This is a genomic window from Streptococcus sp. DD12, from assembly GCF_001578885.1.
Lineage (GTDB): Bacteria > Bacillota > Bacilli > Lactobacillales > Streptococcaceae > Streptococcus.
This window is the reverse complement of sequence record NZ_KQ969495.1, coordinates 1-15655: the sequence shown is the minus strand read 5'-3', so window position 1 is coordinate 15655 and position 15655 is coordinate 1. Positions and strand designations below refer to the sequence as shown.

Annotated in this window: 14 protein-coding genes and 3 tRNA genes; 3 read left to right on the top strand and 14 right to left on the bottom strand. The window is 44.5% G+C overall.

Features of this window, described 5'->3' with window-relative positions; translation table 11 throughout:
• Positions 1-177 precede the first annotated feature (177 nt).
• From STRDD12_RS00085 to nrdF, 3 genes are all read left to right on the top strand, one after another.
• The gene (locus tag STRDD12_RS00085) at positions 178-402 is read left to right on the top strand and encodes a redoxin NrdH (RefSeq protein WP_066913730.1); all 225 of its coding nucleotides are present in this window, start codon (positions 178-180) and stop codon (positions 400-402) included.
• A 28-nt stretch (positions 403-430) separates the two neighbouring features.
• Positions 431-2590: a class 1b ribonucleoside-diphosphate reductase subunit alpha gene (gene nrdE, locus STRDD12_RS00080; protein ID WP_066913727.1), complete on the top strand. Its 2160-nt coding sequence runs from the start codon at positions 431-433 to the stop codon at positions 2588-2590.
• A gap of 233 nt (positions 2591-2823) precedes the next feature.
• A complete protein-coding gene (gene nrdF, locus STRDD12_RS00075) occupies positions 2824-3786 on the top strand; it encodes a class 1b ribonucleoside-diphosphate reductase subunit beta (protein WP_066913724.1) in 963 nt (320 codons plus the stop codon).
• A gap of 176 nt (positions 3787-3962) precedes the next feature.
• On the opposite strand, the gene STRDD12_RS00070 is transcribed toward nrdF, so the two are convergent.
• The 14 genes from STRDD12_RS00070 to STRDD12_RS00005 form a co-directional block, all read right to left on the bottom strand.
• Positions 3963-5009, bottom strand: a complete 1047-nt coding sequence (locus tag STRDD12_RS00070) for a D-alanine--D-alanine ligase (RefSeq protein ID WP_066913721.1) — start codon at positions 5007-5009, stop codon at positions 3963-3965.
• Positions 5010-5040: 31 nt separating this feature from the next.
• On the bottom strand, positions 5041-5640 hold the full coding sequence (gene recR, locus STRDD12_RS00065; RefSeq protein ID WP_066913718.1) for a recombination mediator RecR: 600 nt from the start codon (positions 5638-5640) through the stop codon (positions 5041-5043).
• A 12-nt stretch (positions 5641-5652) separates the two neighbouring features.
• Positions 5653-7725: a penicillin-binding protein PBP2B gene (pbp2b, locus tag STRDD12_RS00060; protein WP_066916140.1), complete on the bottom strand. Its 2073-nt coding sequence runs from the start codon at positions 7723-7725 to the stop codon at positions 5653-5655.
• A gap of 146 nt (positions 7726-7871) precedes the next feature.
• A complete protein-coding gene (locus tag STRDD12_RS00055) occupies positions 7872-8903 on the bottom strand; it encodes a YeiH family protein (RefSeq protein ID WP_066913715.1) in 1032 nt (343 codons plus the stop codon).
• Positions 8896-9243, bottom strand: a complete 348-nt coding sequence (locus STRDD12_RS00050; RefSeq protein WP_066913712.1) for a YlbF/YmcA family competence regulator — start codon at positions 9241-9243, stop codon at positions 8896-8898. Before STRDD12_RS00050 ends, STRDD12_RS00055 begins: the two co-directional genes overlap by 8 nt.
• An 11-nt stretch (positions 9244-9254) precedes the next feature.
• Complete coding sequence (locus STRDD12_RS00045; RefSeq protein WP_066913709.1) at positions 9255-10358, bottom strand: prephenate dehydrogenase; 1104 nt, start codon at positions 10356-10358, stop codon at positions 9255-9257.
• Between the two features lie 9 nt (positions 10359-10367).
• Positions 10368-11534, bottom strand: a complete 1167-nt coding sequence (aroC, locus tag STRDD12_RS00040; protein WP_066913706.1) for a chorismate synthase — start codon at positions 11532-11534, stop codon at positions 10368-10370.
• Position 11535: 1 nt separating this feature from the next.
• Entirely contained in the window at positions 11536-12603 is a 1068-nt protein-coding gene (aroB, locus tag STRDD12_RS00035; RefSeq protein ID WP_066913703.1) for a 3-dehydroquinate synthase, read from the bottom strand.
• A complete protein-coding gene (locus tag STRDD12_RS00030; protein WP_066913700.1) occupies positions 12600-13481 on the bottom strand; it encodes a shikimate dehydrogenase in 882 nt (293 codons plus the stop codon). Before STRDD12_RS00030 ends, aroB begins: the two co-directional genes overlap by 4 nt.
• Positions 13471-14148, bottom strand: a complete 678-nt coding sequence (aroD, locus tag STRDD12_RS00025; protein WP_066913697.1) for a type I 3-dehydroquinate dehydratase — start codon at positions 14146-14148, stop codon at positions 13471-13473. Before aroD ends, STRDD12_RS00030 begins: the two co-directional genes overlap by 11 nt.
• Positions 14145-15317 carry a class I SAM-dependent rRNA methyltransferase gene (locus STRDD12_RS00020; protein ID WP_066913694.1) on the bottom strand — a complete coding sequence of 391 codons (1173 nt, stop codon included), beginning with the start codon at positions 15315-15317 and terminating at the stop codon, positions 14145-14147. The genes aroD and STRDD12_RS00020 overlap by 4 nt, the downstream gene beginning before the upstream one ends.
• A 75-nt stretch (positions 15318-15392) precedes the next feature.
• Positions 15393-15480 (bottom strand) — tRNA-Ser (locus STRDD12_RS00015).
• A gap of 2 nt (positions 15481-15482) precedes the next feature.
• Positions 15483-15556, bottom strand: a tRNA-Ile gene (locus tag STRDD12_RS00010).
• 25 nt (positions 15557-15581) lie between these two features.
• Positions 15582-15652 (bottom strand) — tRNA-Gly (locus tag STRDD12_RS00005).
• Positions 15653-15655 lie beyond the last annotated feature (3 nt).

The following is a 15655-nucleotide window of genomic DNA, read 5'->3' as shown; positions in this document are numbered from 1 at the left end:
TTGAAACAGATGGGTTTTCTCTCCTTTTTCCTCTTGTGTTTATGCAAAGCAAACACAAGATATGGGTTTTTATTTTAAAAACGCCCCCTATATTTTGTGTTTTTCAGGGATTTTCAACTTGCTTTTTAAGGCCTTTTGGGGTATCATGACTAAGCATTACTTTTTGGAGGTGCCACTATGGCAAAAATTACTGTTTTTTCAAAAAACAACTGTATGCAATGTAAAATGACTAAGAAATTCCTCGAACAGCATGGCGCTGATTTCGAAGAAATCAATATCGATGAGCATCCTGAAAAAATTGACTACGTCAAAAGTTTAGGCTTCACTGCTGCTCCTGTCATCGAAGCTGGCGATACTGTCTTTTCTGGCTTTCAACCTAGTAAGTTAAAAGAGATTATCTAAACGCGCATTCATCATAAACGAGGTTACTATGAGTTTAAAAGATTTGGGAGATATCTCCTACTTTCGTCTGAATAATGAAATCAATCGCCCCGTCAATGGGCAAATCATGCTTCACAAGGACCAAGAAGCCCTCAAAGCTTTCTTCAAAGAAAATGTTCTGCCAAATACAATGGCCTTTGACAGCATCACCGATAAAATTGCCTACCTGATTGAACATGACTATATCGAGTCTGGCTTTATTGCCAAATACCGGCCCGCGTTTATCGAAGAGCTGTCAGATTTCTTGAAAAATGCAAACTTTCGTTTTCAGTCCTTTATGGCGGCCTACAAGTTCTACCAACAGTACGCTTTACACACCAATGCTGGCGACTACTATTTAGAGTCTATCGAGGACCGGGTCCTCTTTAACGCCCTCTACTTTGCTGATGGTGACGAGGCCCTGGCCAAGGATTTGGCCAATGAAATGATTCATCAACGCTACCAACCCGCAACGCCTTCATTCCTTAATGCTGGTCGGAGCCGTCGGGGGGAATTCGTTTCTTGTTTCTTGATTCAAGTGACCGATGATATGAATGCAATTGGGCGTTCCATCAATTCTGCCCTGCAACTCTCACGTATCGGCGGTGGGGTGGGAATCTCCCTTAGTAACTTGCGGGAAGCTGGCGCTCCTATCAAAGGATACGCTGGCGCTGCATCTGGAGTGGTTCCCGTGATGAAACTGTTTGAAGACAGCTTTTCTTACTCCAACCAGCTTGGCCAACGTCAAGGGGCTGGTGTTGTTTACCTGGATGTCTTCCACCCAGATATTTTGTCTTTCCTATCGACTAAAAAGGAAAATGCTGACGAAAAAATTCGGGTTAAAACCTTGTCTCTTGGGGTTACCATTCCAGATAAATTCTACGAACTGGTGCGTGAAGATGCCGACATGTACCTCTTTAGCCCCTACAACATCGAAAAAGAATACGGGGTTCCTTTCAACTACATCGACATTACTGAAAAGTACGATGAATTAGTTGCTAATCCCAAGATTCACAAAACAAAAATTAAGGCGCGGGATTTAGAGACTGAAATTTCTAAATTGCAACAAGAATCCGGATACCCTTATGTCATCAATATCGATACTGTCAATAAAGCCAATGCAATTGACGGACGCATTGTCATGAGTAATCTGTGTTCTGAAATTCTGCAAGTGCAAACACCAAGTGTCATTAACGATGCTCAAGAATTTCTCCAAATGGGGACTGATGTGGCCTGCAACCTGGGTTCTACCAACGTGGTCAACCTCATGACGTCACCAGACTTTGGAAAATCAGTCAGAACCATGACACGCGCCCTGACTTTTGTTACTGACAGTGCCAATATCGAAGCTGTCCCAACCATAAACAAGGGTAACCATGAGGCCCACGCTATTGGACTCGGGGCGATGGGCTTACACTCTTACTTTGCCCAACATCATATTCACTATGGTAGTCCAGAATCTATCGAATTCACCGATATTTATTTCATGTTGCTCAACTACTGGACACTCGTTGAGTCAAACCGTATCGCTAAAGAACGCGGGGAAAGCTTTGTCAATTTCGACAAGTCTGACTATGCTAATGGGTCCTACTTTGATCGATATGTCACTGGAAACTTCCAGCCACATTCTGATAAGGTCAAGGAGCTCTTTTCTGGCCACTTTATCCCATCCGCTCAAGACTGGGAGCAACTCAGGGAAGCGGTTATGCGAGATGGTCTTTATAACCAAAACCGTCTGGCTGTTGCGCCCAACGGTTCCATCAGCTATATCAATGATGTCTCAGCCAGCCTTCATCCTATCATCCAACGGATTGAGGAACGTCAAGAGAAAAAAATTGGTAAGATTTACTACCCAGCTGCTGGTCTGTCAACGGACACCATCCCTTACTACACGTCTGCCTACGATATGGATATGCGTCGGGTCATCGACGTCTACGCTGCTGCGACACAGCACGTCGACCAAGGGCTTTCTTTGACACTCTTTATGCGTTCTGACATCCCAGAAGGTTTGTATGAGTGGAAAAATGAAAGCAAACAAACCACCCGTGACTTGTCCATCCTGCGTAACTATGCCTTTAACAAGGGCATCAAATCCATCTACTACGTTCGTACTTATACGGACGATGGCGATGAGGTTGGTGCCAACCAATGTGAAAGCTGCGTTATCTAACCAAAGTCTAAAAAACACAGGCTTCTAGCACAAAAGAGGCCCTATAAATAGTGCGACTGCTCCTACCATTTGACCGTTGGAAGCAGCCGGTTAAGGGAGTGGGAATGCGAACTACATTTTTGAAATTTAGTTCTAACTCACTCCTTTTTCGTCAGTCACAAGGCTGGTCCCATTTTTAGAAGCTTTTGTGATAAAATAACAGTAACACTTGATAGAATCAGAGGAAACCCATCATGTCAACCTACTACAAAGCCATAAACTGGAACGAAATCGAAGATATTATCGACAAATCCACCTGGGAGAAGCTAACCGAACAATTTTGGCTAGATACACGTATTCCAGTGTCTAATGACTTAGACGATTGGCGCAAACTCTCCGCAGAAGAAAAAGACCTAGTTGGTAAGGTCTTTGGTGGTTTAACCCTGCTCGACACGGTCCAATCTGAGAGTGGTATGGCCCACCTCAAAAAAGATATCCGAACACCACATGAGGAAGCTGTCCTCAACAACATTGAATTCATGGAATCTGTCCATGCCAAATCTTATTCGACAATTTTTACAACGCTCAACACCAAAGCAGAAATCGAAGCTATTTTCGATTGGGTTGATAACAATGAATACCTGCAACGTAAGGCAGAAATTGTCAATGAGCTCTACAAAAACGGTACGCCCCTTGAGAAAAAAGTAGCCTCTGTCTTTTTGGAAACCTTCCTCTTTTATTCTGGTTTTTTCACCCCCCTTTACTATTTGGGCAATAATAAACTGCCAAATGTGGCTGAAATTATCAAACTCATCATCCGTGATGAATCTGTCCATGGTACCTACATCGGTTACAAATTCCAACTAGGTTTCAATGAACTTTCTGAACAAGAGCAAGCTGATTTTAAGGATTGGATGTATGATTTGCTCTTTAAGCTATACGAAAACGAGGAGGCATACACGCACTATCTCTACGATCAGGTTGGCTGGACCGAGGAGGTTATGACCTTCTTGCGCTACAATGCCAACAAGGCCCTGATGAACCTAGGGCAAGACCCTCTCTTTCCAGATACTGCAGACGATGTCAACCCAATCGTCATGAATGGTATCTCAACAGGAACCAGCAACCATGATTTCTTTAGTCAGGTTGGTAATGGTTACCTCCTAGGTGAAGTCGAAGCCATGCGTGATGAGGATTACCTCATTGGGATGGATTAATGCTAAAGCTAAAAGCTCTCTAATAGTCATTAGAGGGCTTTTTTGGTGGCAAAACTGACTCGACTAAGCCCAAAACAAACTGAAACCATGTAGCTTCCTTGCGAAATGAGGCAGATTTTAGACGTAAAAAAAATCGGCTAGCTTTTTCAAGCCTCCGACTTTTTGAGTGACCCAACTCAGTTGAGATGAGCTTCACGTTTCGTATACATTTCTTTTCCTAAATCAACCAGAGCTTCAATCAGGTCTCCATAGGAAAGTCCCATGTTTTCCCATAATTTAGGATACATAGACCATTGGGTGAACCCTGGCATGGTATTGAGCTCATTGAGATAAATGTCCCCATCTGCCGTTAGGAAAAAGTCACAGCGAGACAAGCCACAGCCACCAATAGCTTTAAAGGCGAGTGCTGCGTAGTTTCTCATTGCGTCAGCAACGGATTCCGTGATTTCTGCAGGAATCGCCATGGTGATCTTGTTGTCAATGTATTTGGCATCGTAATCATAAAAGGCGACGTCTTTAACCACTTCGCCGGGAAGTGTGGTCTGAGGGTCCGTATTTCCCAGAATACCCACTTCGATTTCTCGAGCACTAACCCCTTGTTCAATTAAAATACGGCTATCATAATGGAGGGCTAGCTGAATGGCAGTTTCTAATGCAGAAGCGTCATCTGCCTTGGAAATCCCAACACTAGAGCCCATATTGGCTGGTTTGACAAAGACTGGATAGGTCAGGGTCTTTTCTACTTGGGCAATTTTGTCAGCAATCGCCTCTCCTTCAAAATAGGTCACATAATCAACTTGGGGAACACCAACTGTCGACAGCGCCTGTTTAGTGGCGATTTTATCCATAGCTAAACTCGACGATAAAATATTAGTCCCAACATAAGGCAGGCCTAAAACTTCTAAGAAACCTTGAATGGAACCGTCTTCTCCCATAGGCCCATGTAAGACCGGGAAAACAACCGCCTGCTCTTCGTAGATAGCGCTTGGGGCAATTTTACGGGAAAAGTCTATGGTTTCATTGGTCATTAAGCGTTCAGATTGGTCAGGCGCCTGCTCAAAAACTTGTGTGGCGATAAAATCACCCGCTTGTGTAATGAAATAGGTTTTGACCAAGAAGCGCTCGTAATTCACCGCACGCATGACGCTTTCAGCGGAAAGCACAGAGACCTCACGTTCTGCGCTTCTCCCACCGTATAACAGTATTAGGGTTTCCTTTGACATAGTTTCCTCTTTTTCTTCTGTACTGAAGTTCTTAAAGTTCTGTACGATTTTCAATCGCAGATAAGAGAGTGACCTCATCTGCATACTCAATGTCGCTTCCGACAGCTAAACCACGCGCTAAGCGTGTCACCTTGATGCCCGCAGGCTTTAGAACGCGTGAAATATACATTGAGGTGGCCTCGCCATCAGCTGTCGCATTGGTTGCGATAATAACCTCGGAAATTTCGGTATGTTTTTGCAAACGTTCGATAAGGGATTTTAGATTGATGTCATCAGGACCAATTCCATTCATGGGAGAAATCAAGCCCTGCAAAACATGGTAAAGCCCCCGGTACTCTTGAATCTTTTCCATGGCGGAAACATCTTGGCTATCCTCAACAATCAGGACCGTGGTCTGGTCACGATTGGGGTCACTGCAGATGTCACAAGGGTCCTCATCCGTCAAACGTCCACAAATACTACAATAGGTCAACTCTCGCTTGGCAGCAAGTAAATTTTTAGCAAAATCATTCACATCTTCATCAGTCATGCCCAGCGTATAAAAGGCTAGACGCGTAGCTGTCTTAGTCCCGATACCAGGAAGTTTCGAAAAGCTGTCTATTAATTTTGCAATGGGCTTTGGATAAAGCACCTAGCCTCCTTTCTAGCTAACGCCATACATAGAAGCGTAAAGATTTATCATGTCACGTGCAATGTATTGGCTAGCCTTACTGTTTGAATTGGTTGAGTGAGGGTACATAACAGCTACTGCAACTTTAGCGTTGTCGCTAGGGCCGTAGGCAACAACATTGTTATTTACCGTTGTGATCGTAGCCCCACTGCTTGATGTGGCAAAGGTTTCAGCCGTCCCTGTTTTCCCAGAAATACTGATAGCCCCTCCTAGCATGCTGGTACCAGTCGCATAACTGCTCGAACTGTGAACAACATCATAGAAACCTTCCTGTAAAATGGCCATATCACCATCTGGAATGGTCACCGTATTCATGGTCTTAGGAGAAATAGTTTGAGACAGAGCCCCCATACTGCCATCGCTGTTGCTATCATAAATACTATCTACCAAGTGAGGGGCTAAACGTGTCCCACCATTAGCAATAGTCGCTGCATATTGCGCTAACTGCATGGTCGTATAGCTATCATACTGACCAAAGGCTTCCGTCACGACATTCCCTGGCGTAAAGCTACTAGAAAGGAAACCTGTTGACGCATTCGGAAGGTCAATACCTGTATCTGTTCCCATCCCGTATTCCGCATAGGTCTTGCGCAGGGCCGACATGGCTGTATCAGCCCCCGAGTCAGATAGAGACATCCCCGGTGTGTAGTCTTGTCCCATCAGCTTCAGTGCAATTTGAACCATATAGGTGTTTGAGGAATAGGTTAAGGCCTGAACAGCCGTAATAGGCATACTACCTGATGTAAACCAAGACTTGATGACATTGGTCCCTGATAGGTAAATTGGTTGGTCATAGAGGGTTTCATTGCCTGTTAAAACATTATTGGCCCAACCAGCTGTTATGGTTGCCCCTTTGACAACAGAACCTGGCACAAAAACATCTGTAATGGTTCCCAAGGCATCTGGTGTCGTCGTCGAGGTCTCAGGCGTATGGGAGAGACCTGCCATGGCTAAAATGGCTCCTGTTGAGGTATCTAGGGCTACGGCATAGATACCCTCAGAGTAGGTCGCATTGCCCGCCGCTAGTTCCGAATTATAGTATTGGCTAAGGATATTTTCAACACCCGTCTGGTAAGCCATATTGATGGTTAGTTTGAGCGCCTTCCCTTGCGTACCTTGCTGGCTAACCACATCCTTAATGACTTCTCCTTTACGGTTGACCCTAATCTTACGAATCGTGTGCGACCCTTGCAAATCTGATTCGTATTGTTTTTCTAAGTAGCTAGTCCCGACTCGGTCATTGAGGGAGTAGCCTTTCTTGAGATAACTTGAAACATCTTCAGACGGCAAACCTGTTTGAGAGCTTGAAACCGTGCCAATCACATCAGCTAAACTAGAGGCACTATCCGAGGTTGACCGATCCCAATCTGTCGTGATAGAAATACCTGGGAGGTCTGCCGTATCGCCTTGAATGGCAGCAATCTGATCATCGGACAAATCACCTGTTGTCAGATTAACAGAACCAAAGGTCGAGGTGCCATTCATCTGGGTAAAGATATAAACAATTTTTTCTTCATCTTCTGAAAAATTAATCTCGTCATCCGTCACCGCATTGACTGCATTTTCGTAAATGGTTGACTCTGACAGGCTATTGCCAAAATTATCATAGCGTTCATTTTTAGGTAGACGCGCCACAACAGCTTGGTAGTTTTCAGGTGTCGCAAGGAAATAGTCCTTCTTATCCCGAGTGCTAACGCTTGTCTGCGTCAGGGGGGCTAGGGTTGCCAAACGCTGAGCCACCTGCTTAATCTGAGCCGTTGTGATAGTATTGCTTCTCGTAAAGGCAATCACATTTTTGGTTGTATTTGTCACCAAAGGTAGCCCTGTCGCATCATAAATCTCACCACGAACGCTCGATGTCTTGATGGTGTAATTGGTCGTTGCATTGAGCTTTGCCGAATAAAATTTCTTTTCTACAATCTGCATCTGTGCCAGACGTAACAAAAGAATGGTAAACAAGACAAATACCGTAAAGAAAAGTAAGTTCACACGATGTGCTACCCGTTGAGCCGCCTTACTTTTACTGCTATTTCGCTTACTAGCCATAGGTCCCCCCGCATACATAGTCTCCTATATTTTATCACATTTGATGATTAAAATACTAAAATTGTCAGCCTTTTTTCAGATAAATTTCTCCTTTTTCCCAGATTGTTTTCAATCAAAAAGAGCCGGCCTACTGCTGACTCTAGATACTACCAAATTCCCAATAATTTTTGCACGAAAAGACTCATGCCACTAATGGCCAGCCAACAAGCCCCGCCCAAAAGGATGGCAGTCTTGCCTGAACCTAGCAGAGATTTCACAGATGTCTGACAACCAATTGCTGTCATGGCCATGACAATTAAAAACTGTGATACGACTTTTACTTGACTAGACCAGGTCACTGGTAACCCAAACCAACTCCAGAGGCTAATAAATAAAGAAGCCAATAAAAAGAAGATAATAAAGGACGGTATGGCACGATACCAGGCCTTTTTCTTTTCTTTGCCCCCCTGTTTACGATGGGAGTCTATCGACAGGACCAAGGTAATAGGAATAATGGCCAATGTCCGGGTTAATTTGACAATCGTGGCTTCGGCTAAAATATGGGTGCCATGCAAACTGTCCCAAATACTGGCTGTCGCCGTTACCGACGAGGTGTCATTGACAGCCGTTCCCGCAAAAATGGCAAAACCGTGAGAACTTAAGCCCAGATATTGCCCCAAGGTGGGAAAGAGCAAGGCGGCCAAGACATTAAACAAAAAGACAACCGAAATAGCTTGCGCAATAGCCTCTTCATCCGCATCAATGACCGGTGCTGTCGCAGCAATCGCCGATCCGCCACAAATCGAAGACCCCACACCAATAAGCGTGGCAAGCTTTTGATCCATCTTAAGCCACTTTTTCAATAAAACTGTCACTAACAAAGCAGTTGCGATAGTAGACAAAATAACCGGTAAAGACAGGGCACCAACCTGAAAAACTTGATTTAAATTAAGACTAAACCCAAGCAAAACGACGGCTGTTTGCAAAATAAGTTTGCCACTAAATTGCAAGCCCGCTTGAAGCTCCTTAATCGGCCTGAGCCAACCAGACAAAAAGATGCCCAACAGAATTCCAAAGACAGGGCCTCCGACAAGGGGAAACAAGGTCCCCAAATACCAGGCAAGACTGGCTAGCACGAGACACACGGTCAGCCCGGGCAGGCGCTGGAGCCACCGATTAGACCAGCTGTGCTTAATCATTTTGCATCAATTCTTGCAGGGGTTTAAAGATAATTCCTTCGATGTCCTGGATGTATACCCCTAAACGTTGTTGCTGGTCAAAATAAGCCTTCACCAAAGGGTTGCCTTCAATTTTTTCACTGACAGCTGCCATAGCTGACTGGTCCGCTTCAGTTGGCATCTGACCAGTTGCCATAGCTTGTTGAAAATGCTCTTGCAAGTGTAAAAATTCGGTTAAAATGGCCTGAGCGGCTTCATCTGCTTGGATAGCTGCCTTGGCATCCTTTACTGCTTGGTATTCGGGCAACTGACGTAAGCCACGCTCTAAGGCGTTAGCTAAATCATAAACATTCACTGACATAGGTGTCCTTTCTATAGAAAAACCTTGTGGGAGGTATGGGTCTCAATCTGTCCTTTAGCAAAATCCAAATCCTTTTGGTTTTTAAAGGAAATCCGCAAAATCCCATTGATATCTTCTCGGTTGTTCTCGAGAATTTGAACATTGACCAAAGAAGTTCCCCGTAGCAACTCTAACACATTAAGAATTTCATCTTCCTCGTCTGGGATAGATACCTGCAAATCAAAGGTGGAATCCACTCCACCACGCTTGTGAATTTCCATCTCCTTGCGAGCCTGGCGAGCCTGGTCAAAGAATTGCCAAATGCCATCAGCATCCTCATCCCGGATTTTTTGAGCAATGTCCGCCAACAAGGTTTGAAAATTTTCCAAGCGTTCTAAAATAGCTTGGGGATTGCTTAGCAAAATACTGGTCCACATCCCTGGCTCGCTCTCAGCAATACGGGTCATGTCCCGAAAGCCACCAGCAGCAAAATGCTGTGTGAGCTCATGCCTTTGACGATAGTCAGCGGATTGTTCCATGAGACTGGCCGCCAAGACGTGTGGGAAATGGCTGATTTGAGCAGTCACTCGGTCATGTTCTTCGGCATCGACTTCGATAAATCGCGCATGCAAGCCTGACAAGACCTCTTTAAGTTCTCTGATGGTATCAGGTCCAGTGACATCTGATGGCGTAAAAATATAGTAGGCATTTTCAAATAAATTGACATCACTCGCAATAGCCCCTGATTTGTGGGAGCCAGCCATGGGATGAGAGCCAACAAACCGTGCTTTCGTCCCTGTCAAATACTTTTGGGCAGCCTTAACAATTTCTGCCTTAGTCGAACCCGCATCGGTGATAATGACCCCATCTTTAAGAGGCATTTGCGCCACCGCCTCGAGCAATGCAATCGTCTGTTTAATCGGCACACATATAAAAATAACATCTGCCTGTGGAACAAAAGCCGCAAAATCATCCGTTACCGCATCAACGATGCCACGCTCTAAAGCAATCTCCCGAGATTTTTCAGACCGATTATATCCAAGAATGCGGTAGTCTGGATGGTCTCGACGAATCCCTAGAGCCAAAGACCCCCCAATCAGGCCGAGACCTGCAATGTAAATCGTTTTTTGTGACATAAGCACCTTCTAAAACTTCTGGATATGTTGCCTGTGACTTGCTAGAGCAGCTTGCAACTCTGCTAAACTATCTGATGAAAATTGATTGATGATTTCTGTTGCCAAAACCGTCGCTACAACACTTTCCATCACAACACCAGCCGCTGGAACAGCTGTTGGGTCACTGCGTTCGACACTCGCCTTATAAGGTTCATGCGTTTCGATATCAACGCTCATGAGCGGTTGATAGAGGGTTGGAATAGGTTTCATGACACCACGGATAAGCAAGGGTTGCCCATTGGTCATACCACCTTCAAAGCCACCCAAATTATTGGAACGGCGGGTGTAACCTTCTTCTTTTGACCAAGCAATTTCATCCATGACCTGGGAACCACGCAGGTAGCCATCTTTAAAACCAAGTCCAAATTCGACTCCCTTAAAAGCATTGATGGAAACAACCCCCTGCGCTAATTTGCCATCCAGCTTGCGATCCCATTGCACATAAGAGCCCAAGCCAGCAGGCACGCCACCGACTACAGTTTCAATGACACCACCAATTGTATCCCCCTCTTTTTTGATCTGGTCAATGTAAGCCTTAATCTCAGCTTCACGATCCGGAACGACGATGGAGACTTCTGATTGACGGGCACGCTCTTTGATTTCTGAAACAGTCAAATTTTCTGGGACATCAATCTCAATCCCCCCAAAAACAACAATATGAGAGGCGATATCGATGCCAAGTTCTTCTAAAAGACGTTTTGCCACAGCACCAACTGCTACACGCATCGTGGTTTCTCGCGCAGAAGACCGTTCTAAGGCATTTCGCAAATCGGTGAATCGGTATTTCATCCCACCAACCAGATCTGCATGGCCAGGGCGTGGCTTAGTCAATTTTCGGATACCTTTTTTCTTTTCATCAATATCCGCTGCTGACATGATTTCTGTCCAATTTTTAAAGTCACGATTGGTGACATTAAGGGTTATCGGACTTCCCATCGTTAGCCCATGACGCACACCTGAGGTAATTTCAACCTGGTCGGACTCAATTTTCATCCGTCCGCCACGACCATAACCGCCCTGACGACGTTTGAGCTCCGCATTAATATATTCCGCAGTCAAAGGCAAACCTGCAGGCACCCCTTCAATGATGGCCGTTAAACGCGGGCCATGTGATTCTCCAGCTGTAAAATATCTCATTTTATTTCTCCAAATACTCTTTCATTTCCGTTAAAGGAATCGGGTGAATTTCTGCTTGGCCAATGCTTGGGACCAAAACAATTTTAATCAGGTTACCCCGAGTCTTTTTGTCATGTGTCAAAGCCTGATAAAGCATGTCCTTATCCCAATCAGCATAGTCAGTAGGCAGACCAAACTTTTGACACATCTCTCTGATTTCCTGCGTCAAGCCTGTCGCAATCAAGCCTTTCTTTTCAGCGATTTGGGAAATTTGAACCATCCCCATAGCGACTCCCTCGCCATGCATCACTTTGCCATAGCCCGCTGTCTGTTCAATCGCATGCCCAATCGTGTGCCCAAAGTTCAAATACAAACGTACCCCATTGTCTAGCTCATCTTCAACAACAACACGACGTTTCACTTCACAGGAATGGTAAATAATTGCCTCGGCCTCTTCCAAAATGCCTTGGCGCCCTGCTGGGAGGTCTTTGAGCAGGTCCCATAGCTCAGGATCAGCGATAAGCCCATATTTAACGACCTCGCCCATCCCTTCAATCAATTCTCTTTCACCCAAGGTTTCCAGAGTGTTGGGATCAATCAAAACCCCGTCAGGTTGGGCAAATGTTCCCACCAAATTCTTCGCAAAGGGGGTATTGACCGCTGTTTTCCCACCAATTGAAGAATCAACTTGAGCTGTCAAACTGGTTGGAATCTGAACAAAGTGAACACCGCGCATGAAGGTAGAGGCAACAAAAGCCGCTAAATCCCCCGGTACACCACCACCTAGAGCCACAATCCCGTCACTTCGTGTCATTCCGAATTTAGCCAAAAACTCATAGACACGATTGGCTGTCGTCAAACTCTTTTGCGCTTCTCCTTCTAGAAAATCGAAAACCGCTACCTCAAAACCTGCACTTTCCAGAGACAGTTTTACGGTTTCCGCATAAAGCCCAGCCACATGGTTATCTGTAATAATCGCAACTTTCTGAGGCTGCCATAGTTGCCTTAACCAGCTTCCAGCTGTCTTCAAAGCACCTCGTTCAATGAGGATATCATAGGGATGATGTGGCAAATCGACACGTAATTTCATGATTTCTCCTTTGTGAGTTGATACTTTTCAACCAAACTTGCCCAAATGTCATCTGTCGGCATCTCTTGACCCGTCCAAAGCTTAAAAGCTTCAGCCGCTTGATATAAAAGCATGCCTAAGCCATTGGTTGTCTGTAAACCTGATTCTTTTGCTCTAATTAGGAAGGGGGTCTCAAAAGGCTGATAAATAGCGTCAGCGACTAGGAGTTGCTGGCGTAACCTTATCCCCTCTGAAAGAGGAGATGTAACCCCATCCATACCAAGACTTGTGGCATTGACCAAAAGGTCCGCCCTGTCTAAAGCAGATTGTAACGTCAGGTCATCCGTTATCGCATAGACATGAATAGCACAAGCTGTTTTGGCTTTGATAGAGGCGATTTTTTTAGCCGTTTTTTCCAAGGATTTCTCTCTAACAAAAACCGAAATTTCCTTAGCACCATACAGGGCAGCCTGCGCCATAATAGCCGTTCCAGCACCACCCGCTCCCAATAAAACCAGCGCCTTTTGACGCACATCAAAAGCAAATGTTTTCTTAAGGTGATGGAAAAAACCAATACCATCCGTATTATAACCGACCAGGCGACCGGAGTCGTTGACCACCGTATTCACAGCACCAATCAGTTCAGCCTCAGCAGACAAACTATCCAAATAAGGAATAACAGCCCTTTTATAAGGCATGGAAAGATTTATTCCCCACATGTCATAACGGCGAATATTAGCAACCGTTTCAGCTAAATCCTCCTCTCCAATATCCCAAGCTAAATAAACCCCATTAATCTGCAAGCTATTAAAGGCAAAATTATGAATAAAAGGTGAGATCGAATGCTTAATAGGATGTGCCACAACAGCCGCTAACCGAGTATAGCCATCAATCTGCATCTAAAAGCCTCCTCACTTGCAACAAATCCTCGAGACTAACCTGACCAGGTGCGCTGGCTTTGCCAACACTTGCAAAAGACCAAGCGCTTCCAGAAAGATCCGCTCCCAAACGCGAGAGACGCCCTAAAGACCCCATGGCCATGGTCACGTAAGCTTGCTTAGGATTTTGCGTTTTGAATTCTCTGGTCCAAGTCATCAGTTGCAAAACATCCATTTCTTTTTGAGGCATAACAGCTATTTTGACAATGGCAGGTTTTAAGTCAGTCAGCACCTGACATCTCTGCGAGAAGTCGGCTGGCAGTTGTGAAAAATCGTGGTAAGAAAGCACAACTTGCCCTAAGGAAACAACTTGCGCATAGACATTAGGATAAGTAAAATATTGAACATCTAAGTAAGCCGGCGTATAGCTTTTTGAGATGTCTTCAATCAAACGCAAGTATGTTTCTTCCTCTAGTTGAATATTACCTCCCTCTTCCACTGTTCTTATGGTGAAAATAAGAGAGTGATTGGAAAATTTATCAAAAATAAGAGGGGCTGCTTCTAAGATTAAATCGACAGGCAAATAATCTGCTCGCCATTCGATGAGATCTGCCCCCTTATAGTTTTCAGGCGACAAGGCCGACACCTCTTCAATAGACTTCGGCGTAATGGAAACAACAATTTTCATGTATTAACCTTTATTGTAACTACTTTTAAATAATTTGACTGGGGATCCGCTGAAACCACTGGGAAGTCAGCTGGTAATCGGTCAACATGCGACAAAGTCGCCTTGACCTTACCAAGCCCTTTTTTCAATTGTTTTTTAAACTGCTCTAACGATAGGGTAGCCGAGTTGGTACTCGCAATGATGGTTCCACCGGGTGCAAGAAGCTCAAGGGCACCGGCTATCAATTTATAATAATCTTTTGAAACCGAAAAAGTCATTTTCTTATTTCTCGCAAAAGACGGTGGATCAATGACAATCACATCAAACCTTAACTGATGCCTTTGTGCGTAACGAAAATATTCAAAACAATCCATCACAACAAAGTGATTGTTTTCAAGACTAAGACCATTTGCCTCAAAATGAGCCGCAGATAAGTCCCGTGACCTCTTGGCTAGGTCAACAGAAACAGTGCTTAAGCTCCCCCCCATAGCTGCAGCAACAGAGAAAGCCGCCGTATAAGAAAAAAGATTTAAAACCCGTTTTCCAAGGGCTAACCCATCTACCAGTCTGCCTCTAACATGATGCTGATCCAAAAAGATCCCAGTCATTAACCCATCATTTAAAAAAACTTGGTAGTGAACACCATTCTCCATAATTAAAAAAGGGGATTCTTGTCTCTCGCCATAAACATGCTGGGAAACAGGCTCACCATTTTGAAAACGAACTTTTTCATAAGCCCCAATGATCTCAGGGTAAATGGCTTTAAAGGCCTCAATAATCCTATCTTTTATACCATAAACATAGGCGTTATACCATGAGAATAAGGCATAGTCCCCATAACGATCTATGGTAAAACCACCAAAGCCATCGCCATCTTGGTTAAATAACCGATAAGCCGAGTCAGCAGGTGAGTTTTCAAAAGAGTTTCTTCTTTGTTTTGACTTTATAAACAACTCGCAAAAGAAGGCAACAGAAAAATCAATAACATCCTCAGAAACAAACCATCCTATCCCCTTATTTTGTTCTGAAAGGTAGCCCGTTCCAAGAATTTCCTCTTTTCCTGTATAAAAAATAACCTGATGATTCAAAACACCATCGGCAAGTTTATCTTCAACCAGAATTTTAGGTAAGCGTTGCTGCCCCCTCCCAACCAGTTGACGAAAATCATTAGATACATACAGCTTTTTCATGATTTAATTATATCAGAATTGTCAGAATTTTACTCTCATTTTCAGAAAATAAAAAAGAACCCTAAGGTTCAGATACGGAGAATGGGGGATTCGAACCCCCGCGCCAGTTTCCCGACCTAACGATTTAGCAAACCGTCCTCTTCAGCCTCTTGAGTAATTCTCCAATGGGCACGAGTGGACTCGAACCACCGACCTCACGCTTATCAGGCGTGCGCTCTAACCAGCTGAGCTACGCGCCCAAGCAAAAAGCTTGGCTATTTATAAAGCGGGTGACGAGAATCGAACTCGCGACAACAGCTTGGAAGGCTGTAGTTTTACCACTAAACTACACCCGCAAT

Bases quoted from the DNA above. Each gene is read 5' to 3' on its own strand.
- nrdF (WP_066913724.1), top strand. From the start codon at position 2,824: ATGTCAACCTACTACAAAGCCATAAACTGGAACGAAATCGAAGATATT.
- nrdE (WP_066913727.1), top strand. From the start codon at position 431: ATGAGTTTAAAAGATTTGGGAGATATCTCCTACTTTCGTCTGAATAAT.
- STRDD12_RS00045 (WP_066913709.1), bottom strand. From the start codon at position 10,358: ATGTCACAAAAAACGATTTACATTGCAGGTCTCGGCCTGATTGGGGGG.
- STRDD12_RS00070 (WP_066913721.1), bottom strand. From the start codon at position 5,009: ATGTCAAAGGAAACCCTAATACTGTTATACGGTGGGAGAAGCGCAGAA.
- STRDD12_RS00085 (WP_066913730.1), top strand. From the start codon at position 178: ATGGCAAAAATTACTGTTTTTTCAAAAAACAACTGTATGCAATGTAAA.
- aroD (WP_066913697.1), bottom strand. From the start codon at position 14,148: ATGAAAATTGTTGTTTCCATTACGCCGAAGTCTATTGAAGAGGTGTCG.
- aroB (WP_066913703.1), bottom strand. From the start codon at position 12,603: ATGAAATTACGTGTCGATTTGCCACATCATCCCTATGATATCCTCATT.
- pbp2b (WP_066916140.1), bottom strand. From the start codon at position 7,725: ATGGCTAGTAAGCGAAATAGCAGTAAAAGTAAGGCGGCTCAACGGGTA.
- aroC (WP_066913706.1), bottom strand. From the start codon at position 11,534: ATGAGATATTTTACAGCTGGAGAATCACATGGCCCGCGTTTAACGGCC.
- STRDD12_RS00050 (WP_066913712.1), bottom strand. From the start codon at position 9,243: ATGTCAGTGAATGTTTATGATTTAGCTAACGCCTTAGAGCGTGGCTTA.
- STRDD12_RS00030 (WP_066913700.1), bottom strand. From the start codon at position 13,481: ATGCAGATTGATGGCTATACTCGGTTAGCGGCTGTTGTGGCACATCCT.
- STRDD12_RS00020 (WP_066913694.1), bottom strand. From the start codon at position 15,317: ATGAAAAAGCTGTATGTATCTAATGATTTTCGTCAACTGGTTGGGAGG.
- STRDD12_RS00055 (WP_066913715.1), bottom strand. From the start codon at position 8,903: ATGATTAAGCACAGCTGGTCTAATCGGTGGCTCCAGCGCCTGCCCGGG.